The organism is Streptomyces sp. 35G-GA-8 (genome assembly GCF_023534745.1).
Taxonomy (GTDB): Bacteria; Actinomycetota; Actinomycetes; order Streptomycetales; family Streptomycetaceae; genus Streptomyces.
Window position 1 is genome coordinate 23,903 of record NZ_JAMHJQ010000017.1, and the last position, 22,719, is coordinate 46,621.

Here is a 22,719-nt window from a genome sequence, read left to right on the forward strand (position 1 = left end):
TCCGCCATGACAGATCGCCTGTACAACCTCCACGGCGACGTCCTCGCCGCCATGCGACGCGGCCCCAAGCCCTTCGCCAAGCTCGCGTTTGCGCTCGCTGAAGCTGACGAACCGGACGACACGGATCTGTCCGCCTTCGAGAAGCGAATCGCCGTGGCGGGACCCGGCGATGAACTGGCCGCACTGTGGCACCGCACCCTGACCTCTTGGGATTTCGCGGCGGAAGCCAGTTGGTCCGCCGCCCCCGCCCGGAGTGACGCCCGCCGTGCGGACACATACAACCGGCTGGGTTTCGACACTGGCCTGCGCGAAGCGCTCGACCTCCTGGTTCCAGTCTTCAAGGAGCCCGGCATGACCGTCATCAGCGAGGAGTTCGAGCACTGGTATTCACGCGACGCGGCAGCCGCACGCTCCTTCTACTGGGGCTCGTACGAACAGCTACTTCGCCGGAAGGGGTGGTCCGACGCCTCGATCTCCAGTCTCGACGAAGCCAGTCACAGCGTCGTCGAGCGGCTCTCCGACCCGACGCGCACGGAGGCATACGGGGCGCGCGGTCTGGTGGTCGGCTATGTGCAGTCTGGTAAGACCGCCAACTTCACCGGTGTCGCGGCAAAGGCGATCGACGCGGGATACCGTCTGGTCATCGTTCTCGGAGGCACACTTAACCTGCTCCGGGGGCAGACACAGCGCCGTCTCGATATGGAGTTGATCGGACGAGAGAACATCCTGCGCGGCGCCGAGCCGGACGCCCCCGATGCTCTGGCCGGTATCGACTACCAGGATGACGAGGACTGGCCCACGGAGTTCGTCTCCCACGGCGTGCGCCCGTTCAACATTGAACGGCTCACCACCAGGGAGAACGACTACCGCAGTCTCATGCAAGGAATTCGCGCGTTGGAGATCGAGAAGCGCGAGCCTCATCTCCCCCTGTACGTTCCTGAAAACCTGCACCGGGCAGCCGCACGGTTCATGGTCGTAAAGAAGAACAAGTCCGTTCTTGAGGACCTGGTGGGTGACCTCAAGAAGATCGGGCCGATCCTGCGCGAGATCCCCACCCTGATCATCGATGACGAGTCTGACCAGGCATCCGTGAACACATCAGATCCGAAGAAATGGGAGTCAGGCAAGACAAACCGCACCACGATCAATGGACTGATCTCCCAGCTACTGGGCCTCCTTCCGCGCGCCCAGTACGTCGGTTACACCGCGACCCCGTTCGCGAACGTTTTCATCGACCCCAGCGACGCGGAGGACATCTTCCCCCGCGACTTCCTGATCTCCCTCCCGCGCCCGACGGGCTATATGGGCGTCCAGGATTTTCATGATCTGGGCACCGCCGGGAGCAACGCCGAGGCCTCGCATGTGCGCGGTATTTACGAGGACACCGGTGACCGGCTGCAAGAAGCAATGGATGCCTTCCTGCTGGCTGGCGCCCTCAAGCTCTATCGAGCGGACCAGAATATCCCGGATAGCCCGTTTCGCCATCACACGATGCTGGTCCACGAGTCGGTCAAGGTGGCTGAGCACGCACAGCTGGCATCGCGCGTCCAGTCCATGTGGGCCCAGGCCGGCTATACCGGCACACAAGGCCACGCCCGCCTGGAGTCACTCCTCAAGAACGACTACCAGAGTTACGTGGACAAAGATTTACCGATGCCCGATTCCTACACCGAGCTGAGACCATATGTCTCCCGCGCACGCCAGTTGATCGGCTCCAGCGGCGGCCCGGTCATCGTCGTCAATGGCGACACGGACAGCGACTTCTCAAAGAATGGTCTGGACTTCGACCGAACTCCCAACGTCTGGAAGATCCTGATCGGCGGAACCAAACTGTCCCGCGGATTCACTGTCGAAGGTCTGACCATCACGTACTACCGCCGTACCACGAGGCAGGCCGACACTCTCATGCAGATGGGCCGCTGGTTCGGCTTCCGTCCCGGATACCGCGACCTGGTCCGCCTCTATATCGGCCGCGAGGAGTCCCTGGCGAAGACCAGGACAGTCGACCTCTACGAGGCGTTCGAAGCGATCTGCAGGGATGAGGAGGCCTTCCGCTCACAGCTTGCCCAGTACGCCAAACCGATCGATGGCAAGCCGCAGGTAACGCCAGCCCAGATCCCACCGCTTGTGTCTCAGCACCTGCCATGGCTCAAGCCAAGTGGCCGGAACAAAATGCTCAACGCTGAGCTGGTGGAGATCCGGTCCCCTGGCCAGTGGGTCGAACCAACGGCCTATCCGACCAGTACCGACATCCTGCGCCGCAACACTGAGATCTGGCTGCCCGCCCTGAACGCACTCAGCACGGACACGGCGGCATTCGTGACTCTCGCGGAGGGCGACCGAGGCGACTACACCCGGTACGCGGCGAAAACCGCCGTCCTCGGCCACGCGCAGTTGATCAGCATCATGAGCAGCCTGTCCTGGGCCCGGCCAGACCTTTTCGCTCCCCACCTCAATTACCTCAAGGACACCAGCGGGGCAGGCTGCGCTACAGACGACTGGACACTGATCCTGCCCCAGACCTCGGGGCGCTCAACCGTCGCTTGCAGCGTCCTGGGTTCACAGCCGCTCACATTGGCGCTGCGCAGACGCAATGCCCGCGGGGTGTTCAACCGCATCTCCGGACTGGCCCACCGGCAATCCGCGGAGCGCATCGCTGGTCTGCGACCGCTCACCGACGACGACCCGTTCGCCACGCGACTCCATCAGCCGCGGCGCGGAGCCGTCCTCCTGTACCTGGTGGCAGACCCTGAATTCGGCGCTCCTGCCGAACTCGTCACGGGGGGCCAAGCCGATCCGGCCAAGATCGTAATGGCGGCGGCGTTCATCCCGGCCACCGACCCGACGGCCAGACCGACACCCTTGGTCTGCTTCCGTACTATCGATTCAGCCTACGAGGGTAAGGCGATCGTCGAAGTCACGTGACACCGCCCGAAACACAGCAATGCGGAGCAGGAGCAGAGTTCGATCATGGCACAGCTCATCCTCCAACAACTCGGGGAGACCTGCACCAATACTGACAAAGGGGAGCATTTTCTGCTCAGACCGGAGGATGACGCAGAGCTGCAGGGCGTTCTGAGCTGGTTCAGTGGCCAGCCCGTGGGAGAGATGTATACGGAAGCGATCCGCAATGCGATCGATTACGTTCTCGACGGTGGAAGAACAGGCCGGTTCGACTTGATGTCATCCGATGTGCACCCCGGCGAGCGTGCATCAGTCGGCGCGAAACTTGAATACGAAGTCCTGCGGATATTCAACCTGCCCAAGGCCAAACCACTGGATACGCTGATCGCCAGCGTTCCCGTGGACATCAAGGCAACAGTTGGCAGCAACTGGGCCATTCCCACTGAAGCACAATGTCAGTTGTGCATCTGCACCCAGATACAGCTCAAGAAGAACCGGCATCGTTCCTGGCTCGTCCGCGCTCACCGTTCCTGGCTGTACCGAGGCAAGGGGAACAAGGACGGAAAACGCGGACTAGCGGTCCACGCACGCGACTACTGGAGCGTGCCCCTTTACAACTGGACCAGCTTGCCTGTTAACCCGCTGCGCTTCCTTACCGAGGACCAGGCCGCGCAGGTGCTGGCGAAGAAGCCCGGACAAGTAAAGCGTCTGTTGATGATGTTCCGTTTCCTTGAAGGACGGATCATCCCGCGGAACGTGATCCTCACTGTAGGAGCGGGAAATGACGATCCGATGCGCCGGGCCCGGCAAGTGCGGGACGCCGCCGCACAGGAGGGGCTGACTGTGCTGTGCGGCGACTGGATAGAGTCCCGCGACGCCGCCGCAGCGCGCGGTATTTCGCTCCGTGCTGGGGAGTGGATTGCGCTGCCTCATACTGTTAATGGGGAAGGTGTGAACGCGAGTGACTGAGCCAGCGACGTGGACCCCGCCCGACGGGTCATGGGCGTCTTCCGCCGCCCGCCGCCGGAATATGCAGGCGATCCGCAGCCGGGACACGAAACCCGAGCGATTGATCCGGCGACTCGTTCATGCGAACGGTCTGCGTTACCGAGTCGCTGCGAGGCCCCTGCCGGATCTTCGCCGGACGGCAGACATGGTTTTCCGTCCGGCGAAGGTTGCTGTGTTCATCGACGGCTGCTACTGGCATGGCTGCCCCGAACACTACGTACCGCCCAGGACCAACTCGGGCTACTGGTCAGACAAGGTCGCACGAAATATCGCTCGTGATCGCGATACCGACCAACGGCTCAACGACGCGGGCTGGCTGGTGATCCGCTTCTGGGAACATCAGAGCTCAGACGCCTGCGCCCTGACGATCGTCGAGGCTGTACGGAAGCGCCGACACGACCTGCTCGGGTAGCGCATCCCTTAGCTTGGCCTTCGCCAGCTCATCCCGTTCATGGGCAGTTCGCAGCACCTTAGCGATCGCGTGACCCACGGCACTCGCGACCGGCGGCGGAAAAGCATTCCCTACCTGCCGGTACTGGGCTGTCTTTCCGCCACTGAACTTCCAGTCAGCAGGGAAACCCTGAATAATCGCCGCTTGCTCGACTGTGAGCATCGGCCCACCTGGACCAAGAAGATCCCGCTGGTGGCTCTTCTTTTTCTCACAGTCTCCGATGCTATTGGCTACGCCCAGGCCAGAAACGCCCAACTGCCCCCAGGCAGCCTTAGCCCGGCTTGGCCCGAGGTCAGCTCCACCATGCTTCTTTGAGCCTCCAACCAAGGTCGGTGCAATACCTCCATCCTTCCTCATCGCCGCGTTCGACGCATCAGTTTTCCATTTATCAAGGCGGCGTTTTGCTTGCTCTGCCATCTCGCCACCCATCTCCAAGTACGGCTTATACCTTTCCTCCATTGAATCTTTAAGTGCATCGAATACGCTCTGCGGCTCAGCGAGATCGCCAGTGGGCCACTGAAACTCAAGATCCCCTAGAACGTCCCTACGGATAGCGACGAGCACGGCCCGTGGACGCAGTTGAGGAACTCCAAATCTGCTGGCTTCCAGCACATCCCATTCACACACCTTATATCCGAGACCCCGGAAGAGTTCCTCCACGCCATCCTCCGGCCTCTTGGCCAATCCACCCTGGAGCCGCGCCTCAATATATGTCCGATAGTCTTCAAATTTTGCATCTTTGATACCCCGAACGTTTTCAATCATCACCGCCCTTGGGTATAGCTCCTCCACAAGTTCCAGCATCCGGGGAAACAGGTCACGTTCATCATCCTTCCCGAGCTGTTTACCGGCATGCGAAAAGGGAGGGCACGGGACTCCGCCTGCAAGCAAGTCCAGATCCCCTCTCCCGAGCGGTCCTTTCAGGAATTTGACCGGCTTCGTCAAGCCAGCCTTGGGGTTATCTTCGTCCGGGAGTGGCCTAAATTCCTTGACATCATCAGAGATGATGTCGCAGTAATCTCGTTCCCAACTCCACTCTTTCAGAATCTTGATATTGTTATCCAGAGTCTTCGCAGCGTGCTTATCGATCTCGACAAGGGCAAGATGCTTGAAACCCGCCTGATGGAGACCGATGGCTTGCCCACCGGCTCCCGCGCAAATCTCGATCGAGGTCAGCGTGTGATCGCTGGGGCCCATCGACTCCTCCTGGTGTGGCTGGTGCAGACACGCAAGTGTCGCACCTATCACAGACAGGACTCACGATGCTCGGCCTACCTCACGTGACTCTCCAGCTCTCCGGGAGTTCTCGCAGCAGACGTCGGCGCCCCCAGAGAACCTTCCGCTCAGCACGGACCAGGGCGTCCGTGATCCACCCAGCACCGATCCGCATGACCACCCACTCGTGACGCGTGGGGGTCGATCTGTAGACGGGCAGGGGCCGGGCGTCAGCTACGCGTACCCAGGGGCGTAAGCGAAGAGAGCCCGCCACAGGGCTCATGTCCGCCACACGGAGATGCGACAGCGATCGCGCCGCCGCATGGCGGGACCGTCACCGAGCGGCGATTCCATCGACGTGCCTCAGCAGCGCGCGGACATCAGCCATATCCATACCTGCCGCGGCGGACGGCTCTTCCTCAAGGTCCGCCAGTTGCTGCACAGACGGATCGTCCAGGATCCGGCCCATGAATTCGAGCTTCTCCTCAAGCCTCAGCGCGACGACTTCGTCGATGGTGCCCTCGGCAGCCAAGACCGTGACCCGCGTCTCGGTGCCAGGTGCCAGACCCAGTCGGTGGATACGGTCCAAACTCTGAAGGAAACGGCCAGCCATGAAGTCCCGGTCCACATAGACGGCGTCATGACACACATGGTGCAGACTGATGCCTTCGCCCAGGGTGGCCGGATTGGACAGGAGTACATGGCAGTCCGGATCTTCCCGGAACCGACGGATCTGTTCTTCACGGTCGGGCGTACCCCCGTGGACCACAGCCGGTTGATAGGCCGCGAACATACGCTCCATCGTGGTGAGGCTGCGGACAAAGGTCGTCCAGACCAGGGTCTTACGGCCCGCTGCGGCGTTCTCCCCGACGATCTTCAATGCTTCCTTGTACTTCGGCGAGAGTTCGTGTTGCGGAAGGCTCCGCATAAGGGAGTACAGCGACTCGTTCTCCGGCACATCCAGCGGCGGTACCTGATACGTCAGAGGTTCATACCGGCTTCCCCCCTCGGCCAGCAGAGCGGGGCTGGTGGCCGCCATAAGCAAACGCAGCATCGCCTTGCCAAGGGCATCGAAATCCTCGCGCGAAGCTTCGGCGCGGGCCGTGAAGCGGCCCACGAGAGCGTCGTATACCTCGCGATGCAGCTCAGGCATCTTCAGATACCTGATGCGCGTCTCAAAGGGCGGCAGGCCCAGCTCACTCTTGGTCGTACGGGTGAAGAGCGGCCGCAGCACGGAACTGGCGTACGCGAGGTCTCCGCCGTCAACCGCCTGCGTCACAACACGGCGTCCGTGCCCGGGCCACACGAAGGACAGCAGGTTCTCCAAGTCGCGGGCGCCGTTGGGCGCTGGTGTACCCGTAAGGATCAGCCGACGCCGGCTCAGTGGCCCAAGTGCCATGCAGGCACTCCCGTAGATACCTCGCGCGCCGAGCTTCATCCGGTGGGCTTCGTCAAGGATGACCATCGACGGCACCGCGCGCAGCCAGGAAGCGAGCGCGGCGAGCGACTTGTCCAGCCGCTCGTAATTCACGATCAGAACTTCAGCCCTGGGATCGGGACTCTTCCCCATTACCGCGGTCAGAGGCGGCCGCTTAAAACAGTGCCGAATCTCGAAGAGCCAGGATTCATAAGCGGACTTAGGGCTGACGACAAGCAATCGCCGGACATCTCCGCGCTCCCGCATCGCCGCGTAAACGGCAAGGCCAACCCGGGTTTTACCCGCCCCCGGGACGCTGAAATTCGCTCCGTGCTGCAAGGAGAGCAACCGCGCGACGTCACGCCGCTGGAAGTCAGTGAGGTCCGCGCACCAGTCCGTCCCGAGTACCTCACGGACAGCGCTGTCATCCAGGACGGCAGTGCCGCCAGGTTCCCGCTGAAGCTGCCGCTCGGCCTGGTCCGCGTCATCGAGCACGCTGCCAACCAGCGCGAGGAGTTCGTCTTCCCAGTGGACAGAGTCCGGGTACGGCCAGTCAGCAAGAACATCAATGCCTACCAGGAAGTCGTCAAGGGACACCTCCAGGGTGGTTGGGCCGCGCTGGCCGCCGACGGGAAAGCGGGCGGCCAGGCGGGTCAGCTCCATACGGAACGGCTCGTCCGCACGCAGTACTGCCTTGGTGCGCGACACATCGAACGCGATTCGCAGAGACGGTTCTGCCGACTGCGTCACGACGCCTCCGGCCGGACAGCGTCGAGCAGCCACGCGACACCATCGCCAGGGACTTCGATGCTCTGGGCTGCCGCGTGCGCGAGCTTGTCCAGGCTTGCCTTCAGCTTGACCACGGCCTCGTCAAAGGACTCCTCATCGAGGCTTCGTGACGCACGGGCCAGGGCCATATCCGTGATGCACTGCTCGATGTCCTGGCAGGCATCGTGGAGACGGTCAGGCGCGGCCTGCTTCCGCTTACGCACCCGGGCGTCCTTGCCGGCCGGTTCAAGCGCCTCTTCAATGGCACGCTTCGCCTCCTGGAAAACAGCCGCGGCCCGCACGTGTTCCTCAGCGGAAACCGAACCGACGGCCCGTTCCACAGCCTTGGCCCTGAGGACCGCGTCCGTGAACGCCTTGGCCGCCGCAACATCCGGTACCGCTGTCTTCACCACCCGGTTCATGCCTGGGATCCTTCGCTCAGAGGTCTCAGCAGGTACGTCCTTGAGGGATTCCGGAAGCCGGTGGGCCAGGTAGCGGGTCCGGAACTCGGACTCGATGAGACGTACGTCGGTCTTGGAGAACTCCAGCACGATCGCAGCCAGCCGGCTCTCCTTGAGGAGCTCCGCCTTCTCCCTGTTGGTCTTGGCGGCCTTGCTGTAGGCACGATGGAGTTCGCGGAGCTTCTCCTGCGCGTCCTCGAAGTCCAGGAGCCGAAGCTGTGTCTGCCCTGCCTTGGACCGCTCCGTCAGATCCTGGAGACATGACAGGACCCACAGGTCCTGTTCCGCCGTCGACGTCCGGATGCGGAACTCCTTGGCCACGTCCGCCAGCTGACGTCCTGCCGCCACCTCTTCCTCGATGGTTAGCAGCCGGTTGATGTATGAGTAAGGACGTCGCGTGTCATGCCTCAGCTGCAGCGAGAGCTCGACCGCGTTGATATCCGCCCACGTACAGAATTCGGGCAGCACCCCGACCCGGATGTAGCTGACTCCCAACTCCCTTAGAGCTGCCGCTCTGGTATTGCCGTTGACAAGAATCCCATCGCGGGTAATGAGGCCGGGCTCATTCTGCCGGAATTCACGGAGACTCTCTTTGAGCTCGTCGAAGTCCTTGTCCCGCTTTGCCGGATCCGACGGTTCGGCCTGGAGCAGGTGCTCAAGGTATTCCTGGCTCTCATCCCTCCAGGGATCTGCGTGCAGGAGCCGGTCCTTTTCCGGATCCCAGCTGCGCTGGGCACGGACGCGGTGCGTTCCGGGGTTGTAGTAGAGCGACTCCACCGGCATATCAATGACCTGGACAACCAAGGGCTTCGTCCGCCACTCGACTGTCAGAGTCTCCTGGATACCCGCGCCGGCCGCGAGCTCCTTAAGGCGCTGTTCGACCGATTGCTGGTTCGCGGCGGCAAGCGGCGGCTTACCAAAGTCGATACTCACTGTGCGTTACTCCTCGGACTGCAGGGAGGCTATGGGCAGGTGTAGCGGGGCCACGCCATGGCGGCCCCACACCTCATGGGGACGCTGGCTCAGACGGCGGGAAGCGAAAGGGCCTCGCGAACCTTGGCCCTCGACTCCGCGGGCAGCGCGCGGTAGTCGGCCCACAGTCGCTCGACGGTACTGAACTCGCGCTTCTCTTCCGACACCCACCCGGTGAGCATCTTCCGCTCAAGTCCGCCAAGGCCGGCGAGGCTCTCCAGCAAGGCACCGAGGTCAACGGTCTGGCCACGCCCGCCAACACGGCAGCGGTTGCACTCGGCCACCAGTTCCACCCGCTCCTCACCCGCCGGCTGCCTCACCGTACGGCGCGCGATGTCCAGCTGAGCCGACTCATACGAGCCGGCGTAAGTCTCGCCGGGGGCGATCCCGCAGGACCGGCACAGGTGTCCGTCCTTCGCCAGGACTTCACGACGCTGCGTCTGGGTCACCGAAGCACCGGACTTGGTTGCCTTGCCCGGCTCCCAGACAGGTACTCCCTGCTTCACAAAGCGCTGCTCGTGCTGCCCCAGCGTCAGGTCTTCCCGCTGGGTGTCGATCTGCCAATCGTAGTCCCGCAAGTCACGCACACGACGATCTGCCTGGCTGATCCCGGGGAAGGCCGACTTGATGTCTTCCTTGGTAAAGGTGCCGCCCTCACCAATGACAGTCACCAGCCACAAGGCCGCGCGCTTCATGGTGCCGTACTTCTCATCCGTCCACGACGGCAGAGCCATCATCACGTTGTCCCCTCAAGTCAGACCACACAGGCAGGTGTCAGCGTCGCACCAGAACACACGGAGACGCTCTACGGACCAGGTTCTGGCGTGCACTCAACCTTTGCCTGGATACGACCAGTTACGCCAGTGCCTGAAGTGTTTCGAGGGGCGATGAATACTTCTGGATCTTTCAGAATTTCCGTCCGCTGACACACACTTGGAGCCTGCTGTCACCACGACGCGACGACACTCGCCATGCCCTCAAGGAGCCACATTGCAGGACCGAGCGCAAAGAAAGTGGAAAGCCCTTCCCTCCGGCATCTCCCCTGCGCACCGGAGGCTGGTGACCGCCTTGCGGGACGTAGTCGATTGCAGTGACCAGCACCGCGGATCCATCGCTCGTCGTGCCTACCAGGCGCCAACATCCTTCTCGAACCACCTGAACGGCAGGCGGGTACCCAACCCTGAGCTCGTCACAAGCCTCCACCAGGTAGCCGCCCAAGACGCCGAAGAGGCGGGACGCGAGCTGCCTCACACCCTCAAGAGCCTCCTGGAAATGCGCCTGGCCGCCCTGGTTAAGCACTGCGAGTGCTGCCCGGCGAGCGGCACCGTAGAGGAGCAAACCGCAGGACCCAAACTCTCATCACGGGCGGAAAGGCCGGCTCCACCACTTGTCCAGCCTCCTGTCCGCGCGGCACAGTCCGTCCTTCGGGACGACGCCGGGCGTTCTGGAACCCAGGGCACCCCGGTACAGACAACAGCGCCGGTCCCCCTTCCGGAGGGGGACCGGCATCACACAATTGCCGCTGACGAGAACTGGTCCGAACTCAGCATCCTGACCGGCTACCTCTCCGAAGGCCGGGACCGGGATGCGTTCGTCATGCTCTGGAGCGCGGCAACGAGGCTCCCCGCGCGCGATGTACCCAAGGTCGTCATCGCCTGCCGCTCGGCGGGGCTGAACGATGAGGCAGACGCGGTCCTCACCAACGTCGGCAGACGCGACGCCCAAGCCGTCATCAATATCGCCTCCGCCTTCCATGAAAGACGCCTCTACGAGGATGCTGGCCTCGTCCTCGCCTCCGCCGCGCGAACACGGACTGACTGACTCTCTCAGGGACTTCGCTCTTTCTCCTTACGGCTAGAGGTAGGGGCGGATGATGATGTTCGGGCGGTCTGGGCGGGATTTGGCCAGGCGGAGTTTGGTGCGGATCGCCGCTACCAGTTCTTCGGGGTGGTCGCGGATCAGGGCTGGGGCCGCGCTTGTGACGTCGATGCCGTGGGATTCCATCAGCAGGCGGCGGCGGAGGGTGGCGCGGTATTGGGGCGCGCCCAGGTGGTATTCCTCGGAGTCGACTTCCAGGGCCACCCCCGCGAACGGCCAGTAGGCGTCCGGCTTGGCCAGGAAGGTGCCCTTCGGGGTGAGGAGGGTTGGGTTCCAGAGGGCGTCCGGGAGGCCGGCGGTGCGGAGGGTGTCCCGGGCCTGGGCCTCGGCGATGGAGCGGATGCCGGCGCGGAGTTCTTCCAGGGCGGTGCGTACCGCCGGGTTGCGGAGGGCGTGGGAGGCGTGGAGTTCGGCGCGGAGGTCTTCCGGGTGGCAGCTGCACCGCTGGACCGTCGCCGCGAGGAGCGCGCGGATCCGTTCCGGTGAGGGCTCGTGGGCCGCGAAGTCGGAGGCCGCGCGGACCGGGCGTACGCAGGGGATGCCGTCGACCAGCAGCGTCGGCGGCCAGCGGCTGGTGCGGCGCAGACGTACGTACGCTCTGTCGCGCAGCCCGCGGCGCGCGGCGACCAGCACGTCGGCGCGGTCCGTGCCCGCGTCCCGTAACCCGTACAGCGCGAGCGCCGCCTCGCCGGTCAGGACGGCCTTCGTGCCCGAGAGGGCGGTCGTCTCCGTGTCCGCGTAGAGGACGGCGGCGAGCAGCAGTTGGCGTGGGTCAGGAGCGCCGGTCTGTATCAGGACGACGCCGGGCAGCAGGCGCTGCCACGGGCCGGACGGTGCGCAGCGGGCCCTGGTGGTGCTGGCGGCGAGGCCGGTGGCGCGTAGTTGGCGGGTTGTCGCCAGGCGCCGTTGCGTACGGGACAGTTGGGCGATGGCCGGGTCGGCCGCGGTGGTTCGGGGCATGGGGATTCCCTGCCCGTCCCGGCCCTGAAGTGGACACGTGTCGGCTGACTGTGACGATCTCTTGCGTCCTGCGTAGCGTTCAAGGCATATGGTCAGATTTAGATCTGTCAGGCCCGGCGTGACTGTGTCGCAAGAACGCTTCTATCGCCTCGTGCAGCGCCTCCGGCTGGTCCAGATGGACATCGTGGGCCGCGGACGGAATCACGCGTAGCTCCGTCCCCGGACGGCGTACCCGCATCTCCGTGGCCTCCGCCTCCGGCATCGAGCCCGTATCGCCGCGCACCACGAGCGTGGGGCAGCGCACCCGTTCCCACTCGTCCCAGAAAGACCGGCGGGCGTTCTCGGCGACACAGGCGACCATCACCTCCCGGTCGACGCGCGGGCGCAGGCCGTCCGGGCGCTCCGCCAGGCCCGCCGCCCACGCCCGGCCGGCCGGGCCGCCGCCGAAGAACGCTGTCGCCTCCTCCATGGACGCGAAGGGCACCGGCCAGGAGTCCAGCCAGCCGCCGATACGCGCGGGCACCTCCGGATCGGGGCCCCTGGGGCCCGCCTCGATCAGAACCAGGGCACTGAACAGTTCCGGATGAGCCGCGGCGGCGAGCATGGCCGTATGGCCGCCCAGAGACTGGCCCACGAGGACGGGCCGATCGAGCGCCAGTCGTTCGGCCACCGCTACCACATCGCGTACATGCGCCGCGCGCGAAACGTCCGCGGGGCGGCGTTCGCTGGCGCCATGGCCGCGCGCGTCGTACGCCACCACCCGGCGCGCGGGCCGGAGCAGCCGTACGAGCGGGTCCCATTCGGCCGCGTGGCCCGCCAGCCCGTGCAGCAGGAGTACGGGCCGCCCCTCGCCGCTGCCCACGCCCTCGCCCATACCAGCCCCATGATCGGTACAGGCCAGCCGTACCCCGTCCCCGCTCGTCACCATCTCCGTCGTCCGCGCCATGCGCCGACGGTCCCACAGCCCGCGCTCAGGGGCACACCCGTTTCTCGCGCCCCGGGCCGTCACCGGCACCCGCCGCGCCGGTGGTTGACCATGACTCGTTCCGGACGACAGGGTCACAGGGGCCGGATCACGCGCCCAGCGCTTCGTCACGCCCCCAGCAGATGGGCCACCGTATAGATCAGCAGGCCCGCCAGGGCACCCACCACCGTGCCGTTGATCCGGATGAACTGGAGGTCGCGGCCGATATGCGCCTCGATCTTCCTGGAGGTGTCGGCGGCGTCCCAGCTCGCGACCGTGTCCGAGATCAGGGAGGTGATCTCGCCGCGGTACGTGGAGACGACATACGCCGCCGCGTCCTCGATCCAGCCGTCCAGCTTCCCCTGGAGCCGGGCGTCCGTCGCCAGCCGCGAGCCCAGGGAGAGCAGCGAGGCGCGCGCCCGCAGGCGCAGTTCGCTCCGGTCGTCCTCCGCGGCCGACATGATCATGGCCCGCACGGAAGCCCAGGCCGAGGCGATGATGTCCTGCACCTCGGGGCGGGCGAGCAGCTCCGACTTCATGCGTTCGACCCGGGCGCGGGTGTCCGTGTCCGACTGGAGGTCCACCGCGAAATCGCGCAGGAAGCGGTCGATGGCGCCGCGCGCCGGGTGGTCCGGCATATCGCGCATCTCGGTGATGAAGCGGAGCAGTTCCTTGTAGACGCGGTCGCCGATCCTCCGGTCGACGAAGCGCGGCGTCCAGCCCGGCGCCCCGCCCTGGACCGCGTCCATGACCGAGTCCCCGTGCTCCACCAGCCAGTCGTGCGCGCGGGCGCAGATCAGATCGACCGCGCGGTGGTGGGCGCCGTCGGCGACGACCGTGTCCAGGGTCTTGCCGAGGCCCGGCGCGATCTCCACCGCGTTCGCGCGCCGGGTGATCGCCTCGCCGACGACCGCCTGGACGTCCGAGTCCCGCAGGACGGTCAGCGCGCCGCGCAGCGCCGTGGACAGCTCGGCGGTGACCCGGTCCGCGTGGTCCGGCTCCGCGAGCCAGGTGCCGAGCCGGCGGCCGATACCGAGGGCTCTCAGCCGGTTCCGTACGACCTCGGCCGAGAGGAAGTTCTCCCCGACGAACGCGCCGAGCGACGTGCCCAGCTGGTCCTTCTTGTTCGGGATGATCGCGGTGTGCGGGATGGGCAGACCGAGCGGGTGCCGGAAGAGCGCCGTCACCGCGAACCAGTCGGCCAGCGCGCCCACCATGCCCGCCTCGGCCGCCGCGGCGACGAAGCCGGTCCAGCCGCCCATGCCGGAGTTCTTCGCCCAGGTGGCGAGCACATAGATCAGGGCCACCAGCAGCAGCAGACCGGTGGCGGTGGTCTTCATCCGGCGGACGCCGCGCAGCTTCTCCGCGTCGGCGGCCGTATAGGTGAAGGCGGGGAGCGCCGAGAGCTTTCCGGCCCCGGACGGCCGAGTCCCACCCGGCTCACCAGGCCCGCCCGGCCTGCCAGACCCGCCCGGCCTGCCAGACCCGCCGGGCCCACCAGTCCCGCCGGGCACACCAGCCACACCAGCCCCGCCCGACACCCCGGATCCCCCCGGACCGTCGGCCCCGACGGGGAGACCAGCACGACCATCGCTGCCCCTGCCCCCACCACTACCGTGGCCCCCACCACTGCCGTGGCCGCTGCCGCTGCCCCCGCCGCTGCCGTCGCCGCCCTCCACCGCTCTCTCCGGATCTGTACGTTCCATCCGCTCCACCCGATTCACCCGTCCGCGTAAGCGCCGGCGCCATGCTCAACGCACTCGGCTCAACGCTCCATGCTCCCGTTCTCGTGCCCGCGCACCGCCCCTACCGCATTGTCCCTGCCTGAGGTACTCCCGGGGCGCACGTCAAGTTCCCGCGCGATGTCGGATGATGGGTTCTGTACGTAGTTCCGTACGTGATGCCGTACGTGATGCCCTACGTAGTGCCGTACGTGGTGATGTGGTGACGAGGGAGACACGGGGGGACTCGGGGGCAATGACCAGACATCGCGGATTCGCCCTGCTCGGGGCATTGGTCACGGTGGTGGCGCTGGTGTGCGGCGTCATCATCACCGGGTACGGACTGCTGGACAGCGGCACACGCGCGGACAGGGGCGGCTCCGCCGATACCTCCGGGGACCCCCGTACGCGCGGGCGCACCCCCATGGGGACGGCCGCGCCCGCCTCCGCCGACAACTGGACCGGCACCTGGGCCGCCGCTCCGGCGGGTGCCGAGCCGGGGGCGCCGGTCGGGTACCCCGGGCGTTCCATCCGTAACGTCGTACACACCAGCCTCGGCGGCAGCAAGGTCCGGATCACCCTCTCCAATCTCTACAGCCCCACCCCGCTGCTGATAGGGACCGCTACGGTCGCGGTCGGCAAGGGCGGGGGCGGTCCCGAGGCAGTCGCGGGGACCATGCGGCAGCTGACCTTCGGCCGCCGGGCGGCCGTGACCGTACCGCCCGGCGGGCAGGTCGTCAGCGATCCCGTGGCGCTTCGGGTGCCGTACGACAGCGATCTGCTGGTCACGCTCCACACCCCGCGCGCCGGGGGGCCCGTCACCTATCACCGGCACGCGCTCCAGACCTCGTATCTCGCCGACGGCGACCGTACGCGCGCCCTCGACGCGACCGCGTACGCCCCGTCGCGCAAGGTCTGGCGCTATCTCACCGCCGTCGATGTCCTCAACCCCGAGGCGCGGGGGGCGGTCGTCGCCTTCGGTGACTCGATCACCGACGGGGTCGGCTCCGGCTACGACGCGAACCGCCGCTGGCCCGATGTGCTCGCCGCGCGCCTGCGCGACCAGCACATCGGCGTACTCAACGAGGGCATCGGCGGTAACCGCGTCCTGGCCGACGGGTCATCGCTGGGCAACGGCGCGAGCGGGCTCGCCCGCTTCCAGCGCGACGTACTCGACCGGGCCGGTGCCAAGGTCGTCGTCATCGACCTCGGCGTCAACGACATCCTGCGGGGCCGCGAGACCGACCCCGCCAGGATCACCGCCGGGCTGCGCGAACTGGCCCAGCGGGCGAAGGCGCGCGGGCTGCGCGTGATCGGGTCGACGCTGACACCGTTCGGCGCGTACGGCGGGTACAACGCCACCACCGAGTCCGTACGCGACCGGGTCAACGAGGAGATCCGCTCGGGCCGGGTCTTCGACGAGGTCGTGGACTTCGACAAGGTGATACGGGATCCGTACGCGCCCGACCGGATCAGGCCGGTGTACGACTCGGGCGACGGGCTGCACCCGAGTGACGCCGGGTACCGGGTAATGGGCCGCTATCTGAGCCCCCGGCTGCTGGCGGAGCGGGCGCCGGCCCAGCTGTGACGGCTCATCGCACCCCTCGGTCCAACTCCTGTCGCACCCCTCGGTCCAGCTCCTGTCGTACCCCTCAGTCCAGCTCCTTGCGTTCCGCCTTCTTCTCCAGCTTCTGGCGCTTGCGCTCCTCCTTGAGCCGGCGCTTCTCCGACTCCCGCACCTTGCGCTCCACCCCGACCCCGCCCATCACCGCGAAGCCCGTGACGATCACCCGGGGCGACCCCGGGCTCGCCGTGCCCTCGCCCGTCTCGCCGAAGCCGCCCATCAGCCCGAAGCCCCTGACCTCGACGTCCAGGTCCGGCGGTACGGTCACATGCACCCCGCCCATGATCGTGAAACAGCGGATCACCACATCGCGGTCCTCGAACCGCGCCTCGCGCAGATCGATCTCACCGCCCCCCATGAGGACGGCGGTCGTGAACTTGCGGGCCACCGTCCACGTCCCCCTGCGGCGGAACCCGCCCCAGAACGCGAAGGCGCCCTTCGAGGTGGCCGGCTCCCGGCCGATCCGGCTCTGCCAGGTGTTCACCTCACCCGTGCCCGCCGAGTCGCGCACACCGTGCCCGGCGACGGAGGAGTCGGTCGCGAGCGCCACGTCCGTCGTCGTCCCCGGCGCGGGGAGATCCCGTACCAGTGGCGCCAACTCGCCATGGGTGCGTGCCGTGTAGGCCGCCTCCAGGCGCTGGTCGAACTCCTCCATATCGAGCCGGCCCTCGGCCATGGCCTCGCGCAGCCGCTCCGCGACCCGTTCCCGCTCGGCGTCGGATGCGCGCGTGTCAGGGCGCGGGTAGGTCGGCGGATCAGGCCGCTCACTCGTCATACGAGCAGACTAGTCAACTGCGGGGGTCACGTCACACAGCTGATCGGTCGGCATACATCTTGGCGATCACCGCCTCGATGTCCGGCTCCCGCACCGACAGGTCCACCAGCGGATATTCCGCCGCGATCCGCGCGAGAAGCGGCGCCGCGGACTCGGCGGCGGGGAAGGCCAGCCACTGCCGAGGCCCCTCCGTCCGCACCACGCGCGCCCCGGGCACCTCGATCGGCGGGAGTTCGCGCTCCAGGTCGACGACGAGTGTCCGCTCGCTCTCCCCCACCTCGTGCAGTCCGGCCAGCCCACCGTCGTACAGCAGCCGCCCGTGGTCGATGACCATCACGCGCTTGCAGAGCTGCTCGATATCGGTCAGATCGTGGGTGGTCAGCAGGACCGTCGTACCGCGCTCCGCGTTCAGATCCCGCAGGAACTCCCTGACCTTGGCCTTGGAGATCACATCGAGGCCGATCGTCGGCTCGTCCAGATACAGGACCTCCGGGTCGTGCAGCAGCGCCGCCGCGATATCGCCGCGCATCCGCTGGCCGAGCGAGAGCTGCCGTACGGGTACGTCCAGCAGCTCGGCCAGATCGAGGAGTTCGACACAGCGCTCCAGATTCACCCGGTACCGCGCGTCGGGCACCCGGTACATCCGGTGCATCAGCCGGTACGAGTCGATCAGCGGCAGATCCCACCACAGCGTGGTCCGCTGCCCGAAGACCACGCCGATGCGGTGCGCCAGCCTCGTACGCTCCCGGGAAGGATCGATGCCCGCGACCCGCAGCCGGCCACCGCTCGGGGTCAGAATGCCCGTGAGCATCTTGATGGTGGTCGACTTGCCGGCGCCGTTCGGGCCGATGTAGCCGACCATCTCGCCGCGCGGCACCCGGAAGCTGATGCCGTCGACCGCCCGCACCTGATGCTTCTCACGGCGCAGCAGACCGGCCTTGCGGCGTACGTCGAAGACCTTCTCGACGCCGTCCAGCTCGATGAAGGCCGTGCCGTCCGTGCCCCCGCCGCTCGCCGTACCGCCCGTGCCATCCGTACTCATGAACGCTCCGCCTCCTCTCCCTGTGTCTCATCCGTACGACGTACGCGCCCAACGCCGAACCTCCGGACGAGCAAGTCCGAAATCTCGTCCAGTGCCCCTCCCGGCACTAGCTCCCCGTGCTCCGGTACGCCCGCAGCCCCGCCCGCCACGCCACCCCCGCCAGCGCGCAGCACACCACCGCCACCACCGGCGGCAGGAACGCGGCCGGCTCCGGCAGCCCCAACGGGTCCTCCCTGCCGAGGACATACAGCGCGGGGATCCAGTTGACGAAGGCCAGCGGCACCACGAACGTCACCCCGCGCACCAGATCCTTCGCGAAGACCGTCGGCGGGTACTGCAACAGGGTCGTCCCGCCGTACGTGAACGAGTTCTGCACCTCGGAGGCGTCCTGCGCCCAGAACTGGAACGCGGCGCCCGCCACGAACACCGCCGCGAAGATCGCCGCCCCGCTCAGCACCATCATCGGAAGCATCAGCGCCCGCGTCACCGTCCAGTCGATGTCGAGCGTGAGCAGGGCATAGCCGAGCACCAGCAGCCCCTGGGTGACCCGGCCGAGCCGGCGCAGCGCGAACCGGTCGGCCGCCACCTGCGCCAGTACGGGCACGGGCCGCAGCAGCAGCGTGTCGAGCGTGCCGTCCCGTACCCGGCGCCCCAGCCGGTCCATCGAGCCGAGCACCAGATCGGAGAGGCCGAAGGCCGTGGCGGACGTCCCGTACAGGAAGGCCACCTCGGGCAGCGAGTAGCCGCCGAGCGCGTCCACATGGCCGAACATCAGCAGGATCGCGACGAAGTCGAAGGCCGTCGCCGCGAAGTTCCCGAACGCCGTCATCACGAAGGACGCGCGGTACGCCATCGTGGCCCTCGTCCACATCGCCACGATCAGGCCGTACGCCCGCAGCCCGTCGCGCAGGGCGGCCCGCCGCGACAGCCGCGGAATCCACTCCTCCGATCCCGCGTACGCGGCAACCGCCGTTCCCGCGTCCGCGGCCACCGCCCGTCTCCCATCGGCGACCGGTTCCGCGTCCGCGTACATCTCGTCAGCCACCCTGGACGACCACCCTCCGTGTCGCGACGGTCTGGAGCAGCCGCCCCGTCGCCAGCAGGGCCAGCGCCCAGCCGGCCTGGAACGCGTACGCCCCCGCCACGTCCCATCCGGTGTACTTGCCGAGGAAGACATCCGCCGGGACCTGGAGCAGCGACGACCAGGGCAGCGCCCGCGCCACCTCCCCCAGCACCCCCGGGAAGAGGTTGAGCGGCAGCAGCATCCCGGAGAAGAACATGCCCCCCAGTACCGCCATCTGCGCCACGCCCGCGCCGTCCATCAGCCAGAACGCGGAGAGCGCGACCAGGAAGCGGATCGCGAAACTGACGACCACCCCGAGCATCACGGCGAACAGGAACGCGAGCCAGGTCCCCGGATCCCCGGGCAGCGCCAGCTCGAAGGCGAGCGAGCCGAGCACCATCGGTACGATCCCGCGCCCGAGCAGATGGAAGGCCGCCCGGCCCAGATCCCCGGCCAGCCACCACAGCTGGAGATCGGCCGGCCGGTAGAGGTCGACGGCGATGTCACCGGTGCGGATTCGCTCGATCAGTTCGTCCTCGAACCCGCCGCCCATCGTGGCGCAGGTCATCAACAGAGCCTGGCCGAGCCACACATAGGTGACGGCCTGGGAGAGGTCGTAGCCACCGAGGTGCGGCCGCTCGTCCCAGAGAGCCGTATAGGTGTACGCCATGATGAAGCCGAAGACGGTGTTGGTGAACACTCCCGCGACGGTGGCCACCCGGTACGTCGCATAGCGGCGGAACCCACCTGCGGCCACTACTGCGTACAGCCGCACCACAGTCCCCTCCCCCACACCATTTCCCCCACTCCATCAGCGCGTCGTCGGCGTCCTGGCACCAAAGCGCACGACCCTAGCCCACGGGGACCGGCCGCCGCGACCGGTTATCCGGCTGTCGGCGCCCCATCGTTCTGTCCGTGTTTCATGGGAGTACACAGCGTTTCATGGGTCTGAAACGCTAATCGCCTGGTACGACACCGTTATGCCGGAAGTGAACCGCCGTCCGCGGCCGAGGAGTCTCCACTGATATGAGCGACGAGCCACAGCAACACGGCTGGGCCCCACGGGACCCCTCGGCCCCCCACGCCGCCCCCGGCCGCCCGGCCGGGAAGGCCGGGCGGCCCGTGCGTCCCCGCACCGGTTGGCGCAGCGCCCTCCCGAGCCGGCGCACGCTGTTCGGCGGATTACTGATCTTCGGGCTCGTCCTCATGGGCGGGTTCGTCCTGGGCTACAAGCTCGTCAGCATCCCGCCGGCCAACGCCGCCGCCACCGCCCAGTCCAATGTCTATCTGTACGCGGACGGCACGCACCTCGCCCGCGACGGCGAGGTCAACCGCGAGAACGTCAAGCTCGCGCAGGTGCCGAAGACCGTACAGCTCGCCGTACTGGCCGCCGAGGACCGCGGCTTCTACAACGAACCCGCCATCGACCCGCAGGGCATGGTCCGCGCCGCCTGGAACACCGTCACCGGCAAGGGCACCCAGGGCGGCTCCACCATCACCCAGCAGTACGTCAAGAACTACTACCTCGGCCAGGAACAGACGATCGTCCGCAAGGCCAAGGAATTCTTCATCGCGATCAAGCTCAACCGCGAGGCGACCAAGGGGCAGATCCTCCGGGGCTATCTCAACACCAGCTATTTCGGCCGTAACGCGTACGGCGTCCAGGCCGCGGCCCAGGCGTACTACGGCAAGGACGTGGAGGAGATCAACACGGCGGAGGGCGCCTATCTGGCCTCCCTGCTCAACGCGCCCAGCGAGTTCGACGTCGTCTTCCACCCCGAGAACAAGCGGGCCGCCGTCGCGCGCTGGAAATACGTCCTCGACGGCATGGTCAAGGAGGACTGGCTCAGCCCCGCCGAGCGCCGCAAGATGAAGTTCCCGATGCCCGGCAAGATCAGGCACGCTGGCTCCGGCCTCTCCGGGCAGCGCGGCTATATCGTCCAGGCCGTCGAGGAGCATCTCACCAGCAACAGGATCATCGACGAGAAGACCCTGGCCGCAGGCGGCTACCGGATCACCACCACGCTGGACCGCGCGAAGCAGGAAGCCTTCACCACCGCCGTCGAGCAGCAGGTCACCTCACAGCTCAAAGCCGGCCGCAAGGCCGACCGCGTCGTCCGGGTCGGCGGGGTCTCCATCGAACCGAAGACCGGCAAGGTCGTCGCCATGTACGGCGGCATCGACTACACCAAGCAGTACGTCAACAACGCGACCCGCCGTGACTACCAGGTCGGTTCGACCTTCAAGCCGTTCGTCTTCGCCGCCGCCGTCGAGAACGGCTCCGAGACCCTGTACGGCGAGCCGATCACCCCGTACACCGTTTACGACGGCGACAACCAGCATGTGGTCGAGGGCCCCGACGGCCCCACCGACTACTCGCCGGCGAACGAGGACGACACCAACTACGGGCCCATCTCCGTGCAGACCGCCACCGACTACTCCGTCAACGCCGTCTACGCGCAGATGGCCCAGGACGTCGGCCCCGACACGGTCAGGAAGACCGCCGTCGCGCTCGGCCTCCCCGAGAACACCCCCGACCTGACCGCGACACCCTCCATCGCGCTCGGCCCGGCCACCGCCTCCGTACTGGACATGGCGAAGGCGTACGCGACCCTCGCCAACCACGGCAGGCACGGCATGTACACCCTGGTCGACAGGATCACCAGGAACGGTACGGAGGTCACCCTGCCGAAGCAGGACATGAAGCAGGTCATCAGCCGCCTTGCCGCCGACACCACCACCTCCGTGCTGCGCGGTGTCGTCGCCCAGGGCACCGGCACCGCCGCCCAGTCCGCGGGCCGCCCGGCGGCGGGCAAGACCGGCACGGCGGAGGAGGACAAGGCGGCCTGGTTCGCGGGGTACACCCCGGACCTGGCCACGGTCGTCGCGGTCATGGGCGCCGATCCGGTGACCGCCGCGCAGAAGTCGCTGTACGGGGCCCTCGGCCGGGAGCGCATCAACGGCGGCGGACCGCCGACCGAGATCTGGGGCCGGTACACGGCCGCCGCTCTCCGCAAGAGCCCGGCGCACGACTTCGATCTGCGGCTTGACGACGACTCCGACTCCGAGGAGGACTCGTCCTCGGAGTCGGAGCAGGCGGGCCCGCCCGGCAAGCCGAAAGGCTCACACCCGGCGGGCGCTCCGAGCGCGGCACCGGGCGGGGCCCCGGGACAGTCCCCGGGACAGACAGACCGGGCGCAGGACGGGTCGGAAACGGACGACGCGAACGGCAGCCGCGCCCAGGGCCGGTCGCAAGGCTCCGAGCAAGGCCGCGTCCAGGGGCAGTCGGCGGGGCGGACACCCGGTCAGCCACCACCGGAACGGTCCGACGGCGGCGGCGTGCCCACAGGTGGCGGCGGCATGGGTGGCGCATCGGCCAAGGGCAGTACCGGCACCGGCGGGGGCGGTCGGGGAGACGCGGGCGACGGTCAGGGCGCCCGCACCTCCCTGTCCGACGCGCCGGGCGCCTGACAGCGGCCGGACCGGGCGCCGCGAC

17 protein-coding genes are annotated in these 22,719 nt (G+C 67.0%); 6 read left to right on the plus strand and 11 right to left on the minus strand.

The features are described from left to right. Positions 1-6 precede the first annotated feature (6 nt). From M1203_RS31805 to M1203_RS31815, 3 genes are read left to right on the plus strand one after another with little or no spacing between them, the layout of a single operon-like run. Positions 7-2,925 carry a Z1 domain-containing protein gene (locus tag M1203_RS31805; protein WP_249953302.1) on the plus strand — a complete coding sequence of 973 codons (2,919 nt, stop codon included), beginning with the start codon at positions 7-9 and terminating at the stop codon, positions 2,923-2,925. A gap of 45 nt (positions 2,926-2,970) precedes the next feature. Continuing rightward, a complete protein-coding gene (locus M1203_RS31810) occupies positions 2,971-3,873 on the plus strand; it encodes a NaeI family type II restriction endonuclease (RefSeq protein WP_249953303.1) in 903 nt (300 codons plus the stop codon). Further along, entirely contained in the window at positions 3,866-4,324 is a 459-nt protein-coding gene (locus tag M1203_RS31815; protein WP_374404481.1) for a very short patch repair endonuclease, read from the plus strand. The genes M1203_RS31810 and M1203_RS31815 overlap by 8 nt, the downstream gene beginning before the upstream one ends. On the opposite strand, the gene M1203_RS31820 is transcribed toward M1203_RS31815, so the two are convergent. The 4 genes from M1203_RS31820 to M1203_RS31835 form a co-directional block, all read right to left on the minus strand. Next, positions 4,259-5,560 (minus strand): DNA cytosine methyltransferase, encoded by a 1,302-nt coding sequence (locus M1203_RS31820; protein WP_249953304.1) that lies wholly within the window; start codon positions 5,558-5,560, stop codon positions 4,259-4,261. The genes M1203_RS31815 and M1203_RS31820 overlap by 66 nt on opposite strands. A 352-nt stretch (positions 5,561-5,912) precedes the next feature. Then, entirely contained in the window at positions 5,913-7,745 is a 1,833-nt protein-coding gene (locus M1203_RS31825) for a DEAD/DEAH box helicase (protein WP_249953305.1), read from the minus strand. After that, positions 7,742-9,157, minus strand: coding sequence for a transcriptional regulator (locus tag M1203_RS31830; protein WP_249953306.1), 1,416 nt, complete (start codon positions 9,155-9,157; stop codon positions 7,742-7,744). Before M1203_RS31830 ends, M1203_RS31825 begins: the two co-directional genes overlap by 4 nt. An 89-nt stretch (positions 9,158-9,246) precedes the next feature. Further along, positions 9,247-9,930 carry a hypothetical protein gene (locus tag M1203_RS31835; RefSeq protein WP_249953405.1) on the minus strand — a complete coding sequence of 228 codons (684 nt, stop codon included), beginning with the start codon at positions 9,928-9,930 and terminating at the stop codon, positions 9,247-9,249. Between the two features lie 325 nt (positions 9,931-10,255). On the opposite strand from M1203_RS31835, the gene M1203_RS31840 reads away from it, so the two are divergent. Next, on the plus strand, positions 10,256-11,017 hold the full coding sequence (locus M1203_RS31840; protein WP_249953307.1) for a hypothetical protein: 762 nt from the start codon (positions 10,256-10,258) through the stop codon (positions 11,015-11,017). A gap of 33 nt (positions 11,018-11,050) precedes the next feature. Here M1203_RS31840 and M1203_RS31845 read toward each other — a convergent pair whose 3' ends face one another. The 3 genes from M1203_RS31845 to M1203_RS31855 form a co-directional block, all read right to left on the minus strand. Continuing rightward, on the minus strand, positions 11,051-12,034 hold the full coding sequence (locus M1203_RS31845; protein ID WP_249953308.1) for a hypothetical protein: 984 nt from the start codon (positions 12,032-12,034) through the stop codon (positions 11,051-11,053). Positions 12,035-12,113: 79 nt separating this feature from the next. Then, positions 12,114-12,980, minus strand: a complete 867-nt coding sequence (locus M1203_RS31850) for an alpha/beta fold hydrolase (protein ID WP_374404486.1) — start codon at positions 12,978-12,980, stop codon at positions 12,114-12,116. Between the two features lie 146 nt (positions 12,981-13,126). Further along, positions 13,127-14,704: a DUF445 domain-containing protein gene (locus tag M1203_RS31855; protein WP_249953309.1), complete on the minus strand. Its 1,578-nt coding sequence runs from the start codon at positions 14,702-14,704 to the stop codon at positions 13,127-13,129. A 271-nt stretch (positions 14,705-14,975) separates the two neighbouring features. Here M1203_RS31855 and M1203_RS31860 point away from each other — a divergent pair, with 271 nt between their 5' ends. After that, positions 14,976-16,307, plus strand: coding sequence for an SGNH/GDSL hydrolase family protein (locus M1203_RS31860; RefSeq protein WP_249953310.1), 1,332 nt, complete (start codon positions 14,976-14,978; stop codon positions 16,305-16,307). Positions 16,308-16,371: 64 nt separating this feature from the next. Here M1203_RS31860 and M1203_RS31865 read toward each other — a convergent pair whose 3' ends face one another. The 4 genes from M1203_RS31865 to M1203_RS31880 form a co-directional block, all read right to left on the minus strand. Further along, positions 16,372-17,118 (minus strand): DUF1707 domain-containing protein, encoded by a 747-nt coding sequence (locus M1203_RS31865; RefSeq protein ID WP_249953311.1) that lies wholly within the window; start codon positions 17,116-17,118, stop codon positions 16,372-16,374. Between the two features lie 31 nt (positions 17,119-17,149). After that, positions 17,150-18,160 (minus strand): ATP-binding cassette domain-containing protein, encoded by a 1,011-nt coding sequence (locus M1203_RS31870; RefSeq protein ID WP_249953312.1) that lies wholly within the window; start codon positions 18,158-18,160, stop codon positions 17,150-17,152. A 106-nt stretch (positions 18,161-18,266) separates the two neighbouring features. Further along, on the minus strand, positions 18,267-19,193 hold the full coding sequence (locus M1203_RS31875; protein WP_249953407.1) for an ABC transporter permease: 927 nt from the start codon (positions 19,191-19,193) through the stop codon (positions 18,267-18,269). A 4-nt stretch (positions 19,194-19,197) separates the two neighbouring features. Beyond that, positions 19,198-19,998: an ABC-2 family transporter protein gene (locus M1203_RS31880; RefSeq protein ID WP_249953313.1), complete on the minus strand. Its 801-nt coding sequence runs from the start codon at positions 19,996-19,998 to the stop codon at positions 19,198-19,200. Between the two features lie 251 nt (positions 19,999-20,249). On the opposite strand from M1203_RS31880, the gene M1203_RS31885 reads away from it, so the two are divergent. Continuing rightward, complete coding sequence (locus M1203_RS31885; protein WP_249953314.1) at positions 20,250-22,694, plus strand: transglycosylase domain-containing protein; 2,445 nt, start codon at positions 20,250-20,252, stop codon at positions 22,692-22,694. Positions 22,695-22,719: the final 25 nt, after the last annotated feature.

Bases quoted from the DNA above. Each gene is read 5' to 3' on its own strand.
- M1203_RS31865 (WP_249953311.1), bottom strand. From the start codon at position 17,118: ATGACGAGTGAGCGGCCTGATCCGCCGACCTACCCGCGCCCTGACACG.
- M1203_RS31875 (WP_249953407.1), bottom strand. From the start codon at position 19,193: ATGTACGCGGACGCGGAACCGGTCGCCGATGGGAGACGGGCGGTGGCC.
- M1203_RS31860 (WP_249953310.1), top strand. From the start codon at position 14,976: ATGACCAGACATCGCGGATTCGCCCTGCTCGGGGCATTGGTCACGGTG.
- M1203_RS31810 (WP_249953303.1), top strand. From the start codon at position 2,971: ATGGCACAGCTCATCCTCCAACAACTCGGGGAGACCTGCACCAATACT.
- M1203_RS31845 (WP_249953308.1), bottom strand. From the start codon at position 12,034: ATGCCCCGAACCACCGCGGCCGACCCGGCCATCGCCCAACTGTCCCGT.
- M1203_RS31805 (WP_249953302.1), top strand. From the start codon at position 7: ATGACAGATCGCCTGTACAACCTCCACGGCGACGTCCTCGCCGCCATG.
- M1203_RS31820 (WP_249953304.1), bottom strand. From the start codon at position 5,560: ATGGGCCCCAGCGATCACACGCTGACCTCGATCGAGATTTGCGCGGGA.
- M1203_RS31885 (WP_249953314.1), top strand. From the start codon at position 20,250: ATGAGCGACGAGCCACAGCAACACGGCTGGGCCCCACGGGACCCCTCG.
- M1203_RS31855 (WP_249953309.1), bottom strand. From the start codon at position 14,704: ATGGAACGTACAGATCCGGAGAGAGCGGTGGAGGGCGGCGACGGCAGC.
- M1203_RS31850 (WP_374404486.1), bottom strand. From the start codon at position 12,980: ATGGCGCGGACGACGGAGATGGTGACGAGCGGGGACGGGGTACGGCTG.
- M1203_RS31870 (WP_249953312.1), bottom strand. From the start codon at position 18,160: ATGAGTACGGATGGCACGGGCGGTACGGCGAGCGGCGGGGGCACGGAC.
- M1203_RS31835 (WP_249953405.1), bottom strand. From the start codon at position 9,930: ATGGCTCTGCCGTCGTGGACGGATGAGAAGTACGGCACCATGAAGCGC.